Raw genomic sequence first — 17,636 nt, forward strand, 5'->3', positions numbered from 1 at the left:
GGCGGGTTCCCCTGTCGTGCCCGGAAGGTAGCGAAGACGATGACCGTGCAAGACACGCCGGCCGAAACGGACGGTACCGCGCCGAGAACCGCCGGCCTGGCGGAGCTGTTCGCCGCACGGGCGCTTTCGGCGCCCGGCGCCGTCGCCGTGGAAGGCGAGAACAGCCGGCTGACCTACGGCGAACTGCACGAGCGGGCCGACCGGCTCGCCGCGCACCTCGTGCGGCTCGGGCTGCGGCCGGAGGACCGGGTCGGGCTCCTGCTCGGCCGGTCGGCGGAGCTGGTCGTCGCCGAGCTGGCCGTCGTGACGGCCGGGGGCGCGTACGTGCCCCTCGACGGCCGCGCGCCGGACACCCGGCTGCGCACCCTCCTGGCCGACGCGGAGGTGTCGATCCTGGTCACCGACGACGCGGACCGGGCCGCCGCGATCCACAGTGGACGTACGGTGCACACGGCGGAACCGCTGCCGGACGCGGAATTCGTCGTGTCGCCGGCGGACCCGGACCGGCTGGCGTACCTGATGCACACGTCGGGCTCGACCGGCACGCCCAAGGGAGTCGCCGTCCGGCACCGGGACGTCGTCGCGCTCGCCGCGGACCGCTGCTTCGCCGGCGGCGCCCACGAGCGGGTGCTGCTGCACTCGCCGGTCGCCTTCGACGCGTCGACCTACGAACTGTGGGTGCCGCTGCTGAACGGGGGCACCGTGGTGGTCGCCCCGCCCGGCGACCTCGACGTCGAGACGCTGCGGACCGTCCTCACGCGACACGGCGTGACGGCGCTGTGGCTGACGGCCGGCCTGTTCCGCGTTGTCGCCCAGGAAGCACCGGACTGCTTCCGCGGCGTGCGCGAGGTCTGGACCGGTGGCGACGTCGTCCCGGCCGAGTCCGTGCGGCGCGTGCTGCGGGCGTGCCCGGGCCTGACCGTCGTCGACGGCTACGGCCCGACCGAGACGACCACGTTCGCCACTTCCCACCGGCTGCCGTCGGCGGACCGGGTCCCGGCGGCGGTGCCGATCGGCCGGCCGCTCGACGACGTGCGCGCGTACGTCCTGGACGGCGACCTCGTCCCGGTCGCCGACGGCGAAGCCGGCGAACTCCACCTCGCCGGCGCCGGGCTGGCCCGCGGCTACTGGGCCCGGCCCGGCGCGACGGCGGAGAAGTTCGTCGCCGACCCGGCGGGCGCACCCGGCGACCGCATGTACCGCACCGGCGATCTGGTGCGCCGCACCGAAAACGGCGAGCTGGAGTTCCTGGGCCGGGTCGACGACCAGGTCAAGGTCCGCGGCTTCCGCGTCGAGCTGGGCGAGATCGAGGCCGTGCTCGCCGCCGCTCCCGGCGTCGCCGAGGTCGTCGTGGTGGCACGCGAGGACCGGCCCGGGGTCAAGCGCCTGGTGGCCTACGTGGTGGGGGAGCCGGGTGACCTCGAAGCGGCCGCGGCCGCGGCGTTGCCCGACTACATGGTGCCGTCGGCGTTCGTCGTGCTCGACGCGCTTCCCTTGAGCAGCAACGGCAAAGTCGACCGACGGGCCCTGCCCGCGCCGTCGGCCGAGCCGGAAGAAGGCATCGAACCGCGGACGGACACCGAGCGTGCCGTCGCGGGCGTCCTGGCGGAGGTGCTGGGCGTCGAGCGGCTCGGCGTCGACAAAGACTTCTTCGCCCTCGGCGGGGACTCGATCCTGGCGGTGCAAGCGCTTTCGCGGCTGCGCCGGGAGTTCGGTGCCGCTCTGTCGGCACGGACGCTGTTCGACGCGCCCACCGTGGCCCAATTGGCGAACACCCTGGAGAAAGCTGCCCCCGGCGAGGCCGCGATCCCGGTCGCCCCACCATCGGACGTCATCCCGCTGTCCCCGGCCCAGCGTCGGTTGTGGTTCCTCGACGAACTGACCGGCGGCAGCGCCGAGTACAACACCGGCGTCGGGCTCCGGCTGTCCGGCCCGCTCGACGTCGACGCCCTGCGCGGCGCACTGTCGTCGCTCTGCGCGCGGCACGAATCACTCCGGACGACGTTCGGGGACGGCGTCCAGCAGATCGCGCCCACCGGCGAGATCCCCCTGCGTACAAAAGAAGAACCGCCCGACGACGACGTACTCGAAGCCGAGCTGAGCGAGCCGTTCGACCTGCGGGCCGGCCCGCTGACCCGCGCCACGCTGTTCCCGCTCGGCCCCGGCGAGCACCTGCTCCTGCTGTGCCAGCACCACATCGTCACCGACGGCCGGTCGATCGGCGTGCTCACGAAAGAACTCCTCGACTTCTACCGCGGCGTGACCCCGCCGCCGCTGACCCTGGGCTACCGCGACTACACGCACTGGCGGCTCCAGTCCACTTCGGACGATCAGCTCGGCTACTGGCGCGAAACCCTCGAAGGCATCGAACCACTCGCCCTGCCGACGGACCGGCCGCGTCCGCCGCAGCGCACGACCGGCGGCGCGGTCCACCGGCACGACCTCCCGGCCGACCTGGTCGGCCGGATCGCCGAAGCCGGCCGCTCCCACGGCGCCACGCTCTTCATGACGCTCACCGCCGCGGTGCAGGTGCTCCTGGCCGCCTACAGCGGGCAACGCGACATCGCGGTCGGCACCGCGGTCGCCGGCCGCGACCGGGCCGAGCTCGAATCGCTGACCGGGTTCTTCGTCAACACCCTCGTCCTGCGGTCCGCTGTGGACGGTGACCGGTCGTTCGAGGGCTTCCTCGGCGAGTTCCGCGAGACGGTACTGGCGGCGTTCGCCCACGGCGACGTCCCCTTCGACCGCGTCGTCGACGAGGTGCAACCGGACCGCGACCCCTCGCGGACGCCGCTGGTGCAGGCCGTCGTCGTCCTGCAGACCCCGCTCGTGCAGCCTCGCGAGGCCGGCGACCTGCGGGTGAGCGAGTACGACCTGCCGCGCCCGTCGGCCCGGTTCGACCTGGTCGTCGAGTTCTGGCCGCACGCCGACGGCCTGCGCGTCACCGTCGAGTACGCCACCGCGCTCTTCGACGCGGCCACGATCGAACGCCTCACGCGCAGCCTGGAGACGCTGCTGACCGGCATCGCGGCCGACCCGGCGTGCCCGGTGGGCGACCTCCCGCTGCTCACCGACGAGGATCGCCGCTTCCTGCTCCCGCCGAGCGCGGAGACCGAAGCCACCGCGACCGTCCCGGACCTCTTCGACCGCCGCGCCGCGCGCCACCCGGACGCGACAGCCGTGGCCGGCGACGAAGAGCTGACCTACCGCGAACTGAAGAACCGTGCCGACCGGCTCGCGCAGCGGCTGGCCCGGCTCGGCGTCGGCCCGGAGGACCGGGTCGGCGTGCTCATGGACCGCTCGGCCGCCCAGGTCGTCGCCGTGCTCGCGATCCTCAAGGCCGGTGCCGCCTACCTGCCGCTGGACCTGCGCGCCCCGGCCGACCGGATGCGCCTGGTCCTCGACGGCACCCCGTTGCTGCTCACCGACGAGCGGTGGCAGGACACGGCGGCCGACGTCCACCCGGCCCCGTTCGTGGTCACGGACGTCGACGAGCCCACGACGGCGAGGGGCATCGCAGTCGATCCGCACAACCTGGCCTACGTCGAGTACACCTCCGGGTCCACCGGCGTCCCGAAGGGTGTGGCCGTGCGGCATGCGGACGTCGCCGCGCTCGCCGCCGACCCGCGGTTCGCCGGCGGCGCCCACGAGCGGGTGCTGCTGCACTCGCCGCTCGCCTTCGACGCCTCGACCTACGAGCTGTGGGTGCCGTTGCTGGGCGGCGGCACCGTCGTCGTCGCGCCACCCGGCGATCTGGACGCCGACACCCTCCGCCGGCTCACGGCCGAGCACAAGATCACCGCGTTGTGGCTGACTGCCGGGCTCTTCCGGCTCTTCGCCGAGGACGACCCCGAGTGCTTCACCGGCCTGCGCGAGGTCTGGACCGGCGGCGACGTCGTCCCGCCGGCCGCCGCGCGCCGGGTGCTCGACGGCTGCCCGGGGCTCACGGTCGTCGACGGCTACGGCCCGACCGAAACCACCACGTTCGCCTCGTCGTTCCCGATGCCGTCGGCGGACGCGGTCCCCGAGACCGTCCCGATCGGCACGCCCCTGGCCGGCATGCGTGTCTACCTCTTGGACGAGCGGCTCCGGCTGGTGCCGCGCGGCGCGCTCGGCGAGGTCTGCATCGCCGGCGCCGGCCTGGCCCGCGGGTACTTCGCGCGGCCCGGCGCGACCGCCGAGCGGTTCGTCGCCGACCCGTTCGGCGCGCCGGGCGACCGGATGTACCGGACCGGTGACCGCGGCCGCTGGCGCACCGACGGGACCCTCGAGTTCGCCGGCCGCGCCGACGACCAGGTGAAGATCCGCGGCTTCCGCGTCGAACCCGCCGAGGTCGAACGCGTGCTGGCCGCCCAGCCGGGGGTCGCACAGGCTGTCGTGACCGTCCGGGTCACCGGCGCGCGCAAGCAGCTCGCCGGGTACGTCGTCCCGGTCGACAAGTCCATTGTGGATGTCGAAACGCTGCGACGCGCGGTGGGTCGCACGCTGCCGGACTACATGGTGCCGTCGGCGATCGTCGTCCTGGACGCGTTGCCGCTCAACCCGAACGGCAAGGTCGACCGGCGCGCCCTGCCCGAGCCGCGCTTCGAGTCCACCGGGGACCGGACGCCGCGCACCGAGCGGGAAGCCGTCCTCGCCGGGATCTGGGCCGACGTGCTCGGTGTCGAACGCGTCGGTGCCGAGGACAACTTCTTCGCCCTCGGCGGCGATTCGATCCTCAGCATCCAGGTCAGCGCCCGGGCCCGGCGCGCGGGTCTCGCCGTGACCACGGCGGACCTGTTCCGGCACCAGACGATCGCGGCGCTCGCCCCGGTGATCGGGGACGCCGCGGCGAGCCCCGACCGCGGGCCGGTGACCGGTGAGGTCGCGCTCACGCCGATCCAGCGCTGGTTCTTCGAGACCGCGGCGGTGCCGTACCGGTTCGACCAGGCGATCGCGGTCGAGCTCGCGGAGAACGTCGGCGAGGTCGCCCTCGCCGCGGCCCTGGCCGCGCTGGCCGAGCACCACGACGCCCTGCGCCTGCGGTTCGAACCTGACGGCGACGGCTGGCGGCAGCACAACGCCCCCGTCGGCGAGGGGCACTCGATGCTGCGGTGGGCGCTGTCCGGCGAGCCCGGCCGGCGCGTGCTGCACCTGTCCGCGCACCACCTGGTCGTCGACGGCGTGTCGTGGCGGCTGCTGCTCGAAGACCTCGACCGCGCCTACCACCAGGTCACCCGCGGCGAAGCGATCGACCTCGGCCCGCGCACGACGTCGTTCCGCGACTGGGCCGCGAAGCTCGCCGAGCACGCCGAAGCGGGCGGCTTCGACGACGAACTGGACCACTGGCGGAGCCTGCCCGAGGCGGCCCCGATCCCGGTCGACGGCCACGGCGCGAACACGGTCGGCCGGGCCCGCGCGGTCACCGTCCGGCTCACCGCCGAGGAGACGCGGGCGCTGCTGCGGCAGGTGCCCGAGGTCTACCGGACGCAGGTCAACGACGTGCTGCTGACCGCCCTCGGCCGCGTGCTGGGGGAGTGGACCGGGCACGTTCCGGTGATCGACCTCGAAGGACACGGCCGCGAGGAGCTGTTCGACGACGTCGACCTCTCGCGGACGGTCGGCTGGTTCACCAGCATGTTCCCGGTCGCGCTCGACGTCCCGGACGACTGGGGCGCCGCCCTGAAGTCGGCCAAGGAGCACCTGCGGGCGGTTCCGCGGCGCGGCATCGGCTACGGCGCCCTGCGGTACCTGACCGGGACGGCGCCGGTGATCACCCCGCCCATCAGCTTCAACTACCTCGGCCAGTTCGACCTGCCCGGCGACCTCTACACCGGGCTGCACCGCGAGCTGTCCCTCGACGCCGATCCCAGCGACAGCCGCCCGCACCTCCTCGAAGTCGTCGGCCGGGTCGACGGCGACACCCTCGAATTCGGCTGGCACTACGCCGAAGGCGTCCACGAGGAAGCCACCGTCAAGCGATTGGCGGAGGGCATGCTGGCCGCGTTGCGGGCGATCGTCGCGCACTGTGCGAACCCGGGCGCGGGCGGCCGCACGCCGTCCGACTTCCCCCTCGCGGGTCTCGATCAGTCCACTTTGGACGAACTGGTCGGCGACGGCCGCGCAGTCGAAGACATCTACCCGCTCACGCCGATGCAGGCCGGCATGGTCTTCCACGACCTGGCCCAGCCCGGCGAACGCGTCTACTTCGAACAGATCTCCTTCACCCTCGACGACGTCCCCGACCCGCGCCGGCTCGGCGAAGCGTTCCAGCGGATCGTCGACCGGACGCCGGTGCTGCGCAGCCGGATCGTCTGGGACGGCGTGCCCGAGCCGCTCCAGATCGTCCAGCGCACCGCCGAACTCCCGGTCGCCTACGTCGTCGACGAAGCCGAGTACCTCGCCGCGGACCTGGCCGAAGGACTCGACCTGACGACGGCGCCCCTGGCCCGGCTGGCCATCGCGAGGCTGTCCGGTACGACTGTGCGCGTGATCTGGACGTTCCACCACGTCCTGCTCGACGGCTGGAGCGTCTTCGGGACCCTCAACGACGTCGTCGCGCTGCTGCGCGGCGAGGAACCGCCTCCGCGACGGCCGTTCCGCGAGTACGCGGCCTGGCTGGCCGGCCAGGACGACACCCTCGCCGAGACGTACTGGCGCGCCGAACTCGCCGGCGTGACGCCCACCTCGCTGCCCGGTGACCGTGCCTCGGGACGCGCCCACTCGGCCAGCTCGAGCGCCCGCGTCCCCCTCGAACTCGACGACGCCGGATCGGCGGCGGTCTACGCCTTCGCCCGCCGCCACCGGCTGACCGTGAACACCCTCGTGCAAGGCGCTTGGGCGGCCCTGTTGTCCCGCTACAGCGGCGAACCCGAGGTCTGCTTCGGCGCGACGGTGTCCGGCCGCCCGGCCGAACTGCCCGGCGCGGACGACATCCCGGGCCTGTTCATCAACACGCTCCCGGTGCGCGTCCGGCTCGACCGGGACCACGGCGTCGCCGCCTGGCTGCGCGAACTCCAGGCCGCGCAGGCGGAATCCCGGCGGTTCGGGCACGTCGGGCTGCCGCGGCTGCAGACGTGGAGCGGCAGCGGCGGGAGCCTGTTCGACAGCATCGTCGTGTTCGAGAACTACCCGGTCGACGAGGTCTCCGGGCTGCGGGACGTCCGGGCGGCCGAGCGCACCAACTACCCGCTCGGGCTGGTCGCCTACCCGGGCCGGCGGTTGTCGCTGGTGCTGACCCACGACCCGGCGGTCATCGCCCCGGCGGTCGCCGCCCGGCTCGCCGCGCACCTCGAAGCCCTGGTCCGGGGCATGGTCGCCGCCCCGGACGAGCCGGTGACGCACGTGCCGATGCTGTCGGACGACGAGGTCCGGCAGCTGCTCGCCGACCGGAACGACACCGCGGTCCCGGTGCCGGCGGGGACCGTGCCCGAGCTGTTCCAGGCCCGCGTTCGCACCGATCCAGCCGCGGTCGTGCTGGTGACGGACGACGAGTCGGTCACCTACGGCGAACTCGACGTCCGCGCGAACCGGCTGGCCCACCGGCTGCTCGACCTCGGCGTCCGCCCGGAGGACCGGGTCGCCGTCCTGATGGACCGCTCGCCCGCGCTCGTCGTCGCCGAACTGGCGATCCTCAAGGCCGGTGGCGCGTACCTGCCCCTGGACCTGCGGGCCCCCGCCGACCGGCTGCGGTTGCTGCTGGCCGAGGCGGAGGCCGACGTGCTGGTCACCGACGAGACCTGGCTGGCCACCGCCCGCGAGGTCCACAGTGGACCCATCGTGACCGGTGCGGACGACCGGCCGGAAACGCCGCCGGACGTGGCCGTCGAGGCCGACCAGCTCGCTTACGTCATCTACACGTCCGGGTCGACGGGCAAGCCCAAGGGCGTGGCCGCCCGGCACCGCGACGTCGTCACGCTGGCCGCGGACCGGCGGTTCGCCGCGCACGACCGGGTGCTGCTGCACTCGCCCCAGGCCTTCGACGCCTCCACCTACGAGCTGTGGGTGCCGCTGCTCAACGGCGGCACGGTCGTCCTCGCCCCGCCCGGCGACCTCGACGTCCACACCCTCGGCCGCGCGCTCACCACGCACGGCGTCACCGGCGCGTTCCTCACCACCGGGCTGTTCCGGCTGGTCGCCCAGGAAGCGCCCGAGGTCTTCGCCGGGCTGCGCGAGGTCTGGACCGGCGGCGACGCCGTGCCCGCGGCGGCCCTGCGCCGCGTCCAGGCCGCCTGCCCCGGCGTCCTCGTCGCCGACGTCTACGGCCCCACCGAGACCACGACCTTCGCGACCGTGCACCCGCTGCCCGGCGAAATCCCCGACGTCGTCCCGATCGGCGCCCCGCTGGACAACACGCGCGTCTACGTCCTGGACGCCGACCTGCGGCTGGCCCCACCGGGCGCGCCCGGCGAGCTGCACATCGCCGGCGCCGGGCTGGCTCGCGGCTACCTGGGCCGGCCCGGCCTGACCGCCGACCGGTTCGTCGCGGACCCGTTCGGGCCGCCGGGGGAACGGATGTACCGCACCGGCGACCTGGTGCGCTGGACCGGCGACGGCGCGCTCGAGTTCGTCGGCCGCGTCGACGAGCAGGTGAAGGTCCGCGGCTTCCGCGTCGAACCGAGCGAGATCGAGGCGGCGCTGGGCGAGCACCCGGACGTCGTGCAGGCCGCGGTGCTGGCTCGCGCGGACGGCGGCGTGAAGCGCCTGGTCGCCTACGTCGTCGGCGAAACCGCCGGGCTGGCGGAGTTCCTCGGCCGGACGCTGCCGGACTACATGGTGCCCGCCGCGTTCGTCCGGCTGGACCGGTTCCCGGTGAACGTCAACGGCAAGCTCGACCGGAACGCGTTGCCGGCGCCCGATTTCGGCGGCCGGGAGCACGTGGCCCCACGCACCGACCGCGAGCGCGTGGTGACCGAGATCTGGGCCGAGGTGCTCGGCGTCGAGCGCGTCGGCGCGACCGACGACTTCTTCTCCCTCGGTGGCGATTCGATCCTCAGCATCCAGGTCGTGTCCCGGGCCCGCCGGGCCGGGCTGGAGCTGCTGCCCGGCGACCTGTTCGCCCACCGCACGCCGGCCGCGCTCGCCGCGGCCGCGCGTGCCGCCACCGAAACCGCCGAGCGCGGCCCGGTCAGCGGTTCGGTGCCGTTGACGCCGATCCAGCGCTGGTTCTTCGCGACGCAGACCGCCGCGCCGGACCACTTCCACCAGTTCGTCCACCTGGGACCGGACACCGTGGACGTCCGGGCGGCCCGCCAAGCCGTCGACGCACTGCTGGCGCACCACGACGCACTCCGCATGCGCTTCACCCACGGCGAAGACGGCTGGCACCAGGAGAACGGCCCGGTCGGCGCCGAGACGCCGCTCGTCCGCCTGGACGTCTCCGAACACGACGTCAAGCTCGCCGTGCACCACCTCGTGGTCGACGGCGTGTCCTGGCGCGTGCTCATCGAGGACTTCGAACGCGCCTACGACCAAGCGCTGCGGGGTGAGCCGATCGACCTCGGCCCGCGGACGACGTCGTTCCGCGAGTGGGCCGGCCGCTTGACCGGGCACGCCGATTCCGGCGGCTTCGACGACGAACTCGCTCACTGGCGCGGCCTGCCCGAGGCGACAGTGATCCCGGTCGACGGCGAAGGCGACACGACGGTCGCCGGGATGCGGTCGGTCACCGTCCGGCTGCCCGAGCCGGAGACGAACGCATTGCTCCGCGAAGTTCCGCCCGTCTACCGGACGCAGGTCAACGACGTGCTGCTGGCCGCGCTCGGCCGCGTGCTGCGGGACTGGACCGGGCGCACGCCGGTCGTCGACCTCGAAGGCCACGGCCGCGAAGACCTGTTCGCCGATGTCGACTTGTCGAGGACGGTCGGCTGGTTCACCACCGTGTTCCCGGTGGCCCTGGACGTCCCGGACGACTGGGGCGATGCACTGAAGGCCGTCAAGGAGCGGCTGCGCGCGGTCCCGCGACGCGGCATCGGCTACGGCGCCCTGCGGTACCTGGCCGGCACGGCCCCGGAGATCGATCCGCAGGTGAGCTTCAACTACCTCGGGCAGTTCGGCTCCGGCCGCCTCGAATCCGACGAGAGCCCCCGCTCGGCGCGGGCGCACCTGCTCGACGTCGTCGGCCGTGTCGAAGCCGGTGAACTTGAGCTGACCTGGTACTACGCCGAAGGTGTCCACCAGAAATCCACTGTGGACACGCTCGCCACCGCGATGCTCGGCGCCCTGCGTGAGATCGTCCGGCACTGCGCGGAACCGGGCGCGGGCGGCCGCACGCCGTCCGACTTCCCCCTGGTGACGCTCGATCAGTCCACTCTGGACGAACTGGTCGGCGACGGGCGCGCGGTCGAGGACGTCTACCCGCTGACGCCGATGCAGTCCGGCATGGTCTTCCACGCGCTGTCCCAAAGCGAGGAACGCGTCTACTTCCAGCAAGTCGCCTTCGTGCTCGACGGCGTACGCGACCCGGCCGCCCTCGAACGCGCGTGGCAGCGGGTCGTCGACCGGACCCCGGTGCTGCGGACGCGGATCGTGTGGGAGGACGTGCCCGAGCCCGTCCAGGTCGTGCAGCGCCACACCGACGTCCCGGTCACCCACCACGACTGGCGCGGCCACACCCCGGCCGAGCGGGACCAGGCCTGGCGGGACCTCCTCGCCGCCGACCGCACCCGCGGCCTCGACCTCACCGAAACGCCGTTGCTGCGGCTGGTGCTGGCGCGCCTGTCCGACACCGAAGTGCGCGTGCTGTGGACGTTCCACCACGTCCTGCTCGACGGCTGGAGCGTCTTCGGCGTGCTGTCCGATGTCTTCGCCGCCTACGCCGGCGATGAGCTGCCCGAGCGGCCGCCCTTCAGCGACTACGTGGCCTGGCTGGCCCGCCAGGACGACTCGGCGGCCGAACGGCACTGGCGAGCGGAACTCGGCGACCTCGTCGCCCCGGCCCGGCTGCCCTTCGACCGCGTGCCCGCGCAGGCCCACACCACCCGTTCCTCGCAGTGGCTGCGCATCCCGCTCGAGAACTCCGAGCGGCTGCGGGACGCGGCCCGCCGCGCCGGGCTCACGGTGAACACCGTCCTGCAGGGCGCGTGGGCGCTGCTGCTGGCCCGCCTCGGCGGCGAACCGGACGTCTGCTTCGGCACCACGGTGTCCGGCCGCCCGGTCGAGCTGCCCGGCGCCGACGACGTCACCGGCATCTTCATCAACACCCTGCCCGTGCGCGTCACCGTCGCGGGCGGCTCGGTGGCGGACTGGCTGGCCGCACTGCAGGCGCGCCAGGTCGAGTCGCGCCGGTACGGGCACCTGCCGCTGACGAAGCTGCAGGCGTGGAGCGGCAGCACGGGGAGCCTCTTCGACAGCATCGTCGTGTTCGAGAACTACCCGGCCGACACCGCGGCCGCGCACGGCCTGACGTTGCGGGACGTCGACGCGGCCGAGACGACCAACTACCCGCTCAGCGTGGTCGCCTCGCCGGGGGAGCGGATCACCCTCGACGTCGGCTACGACCCGGACTTGTTCGATACGAAGACGGCCGAGCGGATCGCCCGGCAGCTGACCGGCGTCCTCGACGCCTTCGCCGCGGACCTGAACCGCCCCTTGGCGGACGTCGACCTGCTCAGCGACGCCGAACGCCACCAGGTGCTGGTCGAGTGGAACGCCACCGCGCACCCGCTGCCCGACGGCGATCTGGCGGAGTTGTTCGCCGCGCAGGTCTCGCGCACCCCGGACGCCGTCGCGCTGACCGGGGACGGCTTCGAGACGACCTACGCCGAACTGGACGAAGCTGCCGACCGGCTCGCGCGGTACCTGGTCTCGCTCGGCGCCGGGCCCGAACGCCTGGTCGGCGTGCTCATGGAACGCTCGTCCCGGCTGCTCGTCACCGAACTGGCGATCATCAAGGCGGGCGCGGCCTACCTGCCGCTCGACACCCGCGCGCCCGCGCCGCGCCTCAAGACCCTCCTCGCCGGCGTCACCATCCTCGTCGCCGACGAGACCTGGGCCTGGACCGCCCGGGCGATCCACAATGGACTCGTCGTCGGGCCGGACGACCGGACGGCGGACGTGCCGCTGCCCGCCGCGGACCCGGACAACCTCGCGTACGTGATGTACACGTCCGGTTCGACCGGCACGCCGAAGGGCGTGGCCGTGCGCCGGCGGGACGTCGTGGCGCTGGCCGCCGACCACCGGTTCGGCCCGCACGACCGGGTGCTGCTGCACTCGCCGCACTCGTTCGACGCCTCGACGTACGAACTCTGGGTGCCGCTGCTCACCGGCGGCACGGTCGTGGTCGCGCCGCCGGGCGACCTCGACGTCGACACCCTCGGCCGGCTGCTCACCACGCACGGCGTGACCGGCGCGTTCCTCACGACCGGGCTGTTCCGGCTGGTCGCGCAGGAGGCCCCGGCGGTGTTCGCCGGGATGCGGGAGGTGTGGACCGGCGGCGACGCGGTGCCGGCCGCGGCCCTGCGCCGGGTCCGGGAAGCCTGCCCGGACACCGTGGTCGCCGACGTCTACGGCCCCACCGAAACCACGACCTTCGCGACCGTGTACCCGATGCCCGGCGCGGTCCCGGACGTCGTCCCGATCGGCCGGCCCCTCGACAACATGCGTGCCTACGTCCTCGGCCCGGACCTGCGGCCGGTGCCGCCCGGCGCTCCCGGCGAGCTGTACCTCGCCGGGGAAGGGCTGGCACGCGGGTACCTCGGCCGGCCCGGGCTGACGGCCGAGCGGTTCCTCGCCGACCCGTTCGGGCCGGCGGGGGAGCGGATGTACCGCACCGGCGACCTCGCGCGCTGGACCGGCGAGGGCGCGCTCGAGTTCGCCGGCCGCGCCGACGAGCAGGTCAAGGTGCGCGGGTTCCGGATCGAGCCCGGCGAGATCGAGGCCGCGCTGGCCGCGCACCCCGGGATCACCCAGGCCGCGGTGGTGGCGCGCGAAGACCACGGCGTCAAGCGCCTGGTCGCGTACTTCACCGGCGACGCCGGCGACCTGGCCGAGTTCCTCGGGGAGACGCTGCCGGACTACATGGTGCCGGCCGCGTTCGTCCGGCTCGAGCGCTTCCCCTTGAACGTCAACGGCAAGCTCGACCGGAACGCCCTGCCCGCGCCGGACTTCGCCGCGGCCGGCACCCACCGGGCGCCGTCGACCGAGGCCGAGCGGGCACTGGCCGCGATCTGGACGGACGTGCTCGGCGTCGAGGACGTCGGGGCCGAGACGAACTTCTTCGAGCTGGGCGGCGACTCGATCCTCAGCATCCAGGTCGTCTCCCGCGCCCGCCGCGCCGGCCTGACCCTGCTGCCGCACGACGTCTTCCGCCACCCGACCCTGGCCGCGCTCGCGGCGCACGCGGGTGCGGACCACGGTCCGCGCGCCGAACAGGGCCCGGTCACCGGCGAAGCACCGCTGACGCCGATCCAGCGGTGGTACTTCGAGACCCAGCCCGCGCGGTTCGACCAGCGCGTGGTCCTCGAGTTCGCCGAGGACGCCGACGAGCAGGCTGTGCGCCGTGCGCTCGAAGCGGTGTGGGCCCACCACGACGCTTTGCGCCTGCGGTTCGAGGGCAGGGTCCAGCACGGCGAACCGGTGTGGCCCGCCGAACTGCTCACCGGCGAGGTGTCCTTCGACCTCGGCCGCGGACCGCTGCTGAACGCCGTCCTCGACGGACGGCGGCTGCTGCTGGCCGCGCACCACCTGGTCGTCGACGGCGTCTCGTGGCGGATCCTCCTGGAGGACTTCCACGCCGCCTACCGCGGTGAGGCCCTCGCGCCGAAGACGACGTCGTTCCTCGCCTGGGCGCGGAAGCTGGCCGAGTACGCGGAGGCCGGCGGCTTCGACGACGAACTGGCCCACTGGCGCGCGCTGCCCGCGGTGCCGCCGCTGCCCGCCGACGGCGAAGGCCCGGCCACCATCGCCGACAGCCGCGAGGTCACCGTCCGGCTCACCGCCGAGGAGACGCGGGCGCTGCTGCACGACGTCCCCGAGGTCTACCGGACGCAGGTCAACGACGTGCTGCTGACCGCGCTCGGCCGCGTGCTGCGGGACTGGACCGGGCACACCCCGGTCGTCGACCTCGAAGGGCACGGCCGCGAGGAGCTGTTCGACGACGTCGACCTCTCCCGGACGGTCGGCTGGTTCACCACGATGTTCCCGATCGCCCTGGACGTCCCGGACGACTGGGGCACCGCGCTCAAGTCGGTCAAGGAGCAGCTGCGCTCGGTTCCGCGGCGGGGCATCGGCTACGGCGCCCTGCGGTACCTGACCGGCACGGCGCCCGCGATCGACCCGCTCGTCAGCTTCAACTACCTCGGCCGGTTCGACGACGCCGCCGGCGGGCTCGACGCCGACGTCGACCCGGACGCACCCCGCACGCACGCCCTCGACGTCGTCGGCCGGGTCGTGGGCGGCGAGCTGGAGCTGACCTGGTCGCACATCGCCGGCGTGCACCACCGCAGCACCGTCGAAAACCTCGCCGAGCGGATGCTGACGGCCCTGCGGGAGATCGTTGCGCACTGCGCCGAACCCGGCACGGGTGGACGGACGCCGTCGGACTTCCCCTTGGTGTCCCTGGATCAGTCCACAGTGGATGACCTGGTCGCCCGGGGCGCCGAGGACGTCTACCCGGTGACGCCGATGCAGGGCGGCATGGTGTTCCACGGGCTTTCCCAAGCGGCCCAGGGCTTGTACTTCGAGCAGGCGACGTTCGTGCTCGACGGTGTCACCGACCTCGACCGGCTCGCCGAAGCCTGGCAGCTCGTCGTCGACCGCACGCCGATCCTGCGCACCGCGTTCGTCTGGGCCGGCGTCACCGAGCCGGTCCAGGTCGTGCACCACGGGGTCACCCTGCCGGTCCGCCGGCTCGACTGGACCGGGCTGGACCACGACGAGGAACTGCGGAAGCTCCTCGCCGAGGACCGCGCGGAAGGCCTCGACCTCGGGACGGCACCACTGGCCCGGGTCGCGCTGGCCCGGCTCTCCGCCACCGAAGTCCAGGTGCTGTGGACGTTCCACCACGTCCTGCTCGACGGCTGGAGCGTCTTCCAGGTGCTCTCGGACGTCTGCACCGCCTACGCCGGGCAGCCGCTGCCGGCCCGGCCGCCGTTCCGCGAGTACCTCGCGTGGCTGGGCCGCCAGGACCAGGCGGACGCCGAACGCTTCTGGCGCACCGCGCTCGACGGCATCGAAGGCCCGACCCCGGTGCCCGCCGACCGGACGCCGGCCCCGGGCCACGCGCCCTGCTCGGCCGAATGGCTGCCGGTCAAGCTCGACGAGACCGCGACCGCCCGCCTCGACGCGTTCGTCAAACGTCACGGCCTCACCCACAACGTCGTGCTGCAAGGCGCGTGGGCGCTGCTGCTGTCGATCTACAGTGGACGCGACGACGTCGTGTTCGGCGCCACCACGTCGGGCCGGCCTGCCGAGGTACCCGGCGTGGACGACATCACCGGCATCTTCATCAACACCCTGCCGGTCCGGGCCGCCGTCGACCGCCGCGCCCGCGTGGCGGACTGGCTCGCCGGGCTGCAGGCCGCGCAGGCGGAGGCCCGCGGGCACGGCCACGTGCCCCTCGCGCGAGTGCAGGGCTGGGCGGGCCTGCCCGGCGGGGTCGACCTGTGCGCCAGCCTGGTGGTGTTCGAGAACTACCCGATCACCGGCGCGTCCGCCGGCCACGGCCTGACCGTGCGCGGCCTGTCCGCGCGGGAGACGACGAACTTCCCGCTCACCGTGGTGGCGTCGCCGGGGGCCGAGCTGTCGGTCGACGTCGGCTACGACCCGGGCCTGTTCGACGCCGCGACGGTGTCCCGGCTGGCCGGGCACCTGCTGACGGTCCTCGGCGAACTGGCCGCGGACGGCGATCGGGCCCTCGGCGCGGTCACCATGACCACCCCGGCCGAAGCCCGGCTGCTGGCGGAGTGGACGGCGACCGGCGACGAGCCCCCGGCCCGGTCGCTGCCGGAGCTGTTCGCCGAGCAGGTCCGCACCCGGCCGGACGCCGTCGCGGCCGTCCTCGACGGTGACCCGGTCACCTACGCCGAGCTGAACCGGCGGGCCAACCGGCTCGCGAACCGCCTGGTGGGCTTGGGCTTGCGGCCGGAGGAACCGGTCGGGCTCGCGGTGTGCCGCGCCGACGCCGTGATTGCCGAGCTGGCCGTGGTCAAGGCGGGCGGCGCCTACCTGCCGATCGACACCCGCGCCCCGGCCGAGCGGCAGAAGCTGCTGCTCGACGGTGTCCGGTTCGTCATCGCGGCCGAGGAGTACCCGCTCGGACGGACGGTGCTCGTGTCCTCCGTGGACCACGAGTCCACCACGGACCCCGAGGTCGCCGTCGATCCCGACCAGGCGGCGTACGTGATGTACACGTCCGGATCCACCGGGGTGCCGAAGGGGGTCGTGGTGCGCCACCGCGATGTCGCCGCGCTGGCCGCCGACCGGCGGTTCCGCGGTGGCGAGCACGAACGCGTTCTGCTGCACTCGCCGCTGGCCTTCGACGCCACGACGTACGAGCTGTGGGTGCCGCTGCTGAACGGCGGCCGGGTGGTCGTCGCCCCCGGTGAAGGCGTCGACGCGCCGGCGCTGCGGGACCTCGTGCGCGAGCACGGCCTGACCGCGATGTGGATCACCGCCGGGCTCTTCCGCGTCCTCGCGCAGGAAACCCCGGACTGCTTCTCCGGCCTCCGCGAAGTCTGGACCGGCGGCGACGTCGTCCCGGCGACCTCGGTGCGGCGCGTGCTGGCCGCGTGTCCGGGGCTGCGGGTCGTCGACGGCTACGGCCCGACCGAGACCACGACGTTCGCGACTGCGCACCCGATGGCCGACGTGGTCCCGGACCGCATCCCGATCGGCCGGCCGCTCGACGGGGTGCACGCCCGGGTCCTCGACGCGGACCTGCGGCCGGTGCCACCGGGCGTCCCCGGCGAACTGTGCCTCGCCGGCGCGGGCCTGGCGCGCGGCTACCGGGACCGGCCCGGCCTCACCGCGGACCGGTTCGTGGCGGACCCCTTCGGTGCGCCGGGGGAGCGGATGTACCGCACGGGCGACCTCGTCCGCTGGACCGCCGAAGGCACTCTCGAGTTCCTCGGCCGCCGTGACGACCAGGTCAAGCTGCGAGGGTTCCGCGTCGAACCCGGCGAAGTCGAGGCCGTGCTGGCCCGGCACCCGGAGGTGGCGCAGGCCGCGGTCATCGTGCGGGAGGACCAGCCGGGCACCAAGCAACTGGTTGCCTACGTGGTGTCCGATGTGGACGAAGCCACGCTGCGGGAGTTCCTGGCTCGTACCCTGCCGGACTACCTGGTGCCGACCGCGTTCGTCGCTCTCGACCGGCTGCCGGTCAGCGCCAACGGCAAGGTCGACCGCCGCGCGCTGCCCGCCCCCGCCGCGCCGGAAACCCGGCACGTCGAACCGGAAACCGAAACCGAGCGCGCGCTCGCCGGGATCTGGGCCGAGGTGCTCGGCGTGACCCGGGTCGGCGCCGAAGACAGCTTCTACGCCCTCGGCGGCGACTCCCTGCGCAGCCTGCAGATCGCCGCACAGGCCAGCGCGCTGTTCGACGTCCGGCTCACCCCGGCCGATGTGCTCACCGCGCGCACGGTCGCCGGGTTGGCCGGGACCGTCGAGGAACTCATCCTGGGCGAGCTGGAAAGCCTCGCCTTCGACCAGGAAGCGTGAGG

General features: G+C 73.8%; 1 protein-coding gene. It reads left to right on the forward strand.

What is annotated here, in order from left to right:
* The first annotated feature begins 45 nt into the window (after nt 1–45).
* Nucleotides 46–17,634, forward strand: coding sequence for a non-ribosomal peptide synthase/polyketide synthase (locus tag ACERZO_RS01470; protein WP_444843212.1), 17,589 nt, complete (start codon nt 46–48; stop codon nt 17,632–17,634).
* Nucleotides 17,635–17,636 lie beyond the last annotated feature (2 nt).

The organism is Amycolatopsis kentuckyensis, from assembly GCF_041679295.1.
Lineage (GTDB): Bacteria > Actinomycetota > Actinomycetes > Mycobacteriales > Pseudonocardiaceae > Amycolatopsis > Amycolatopsis kentuckyensis_A.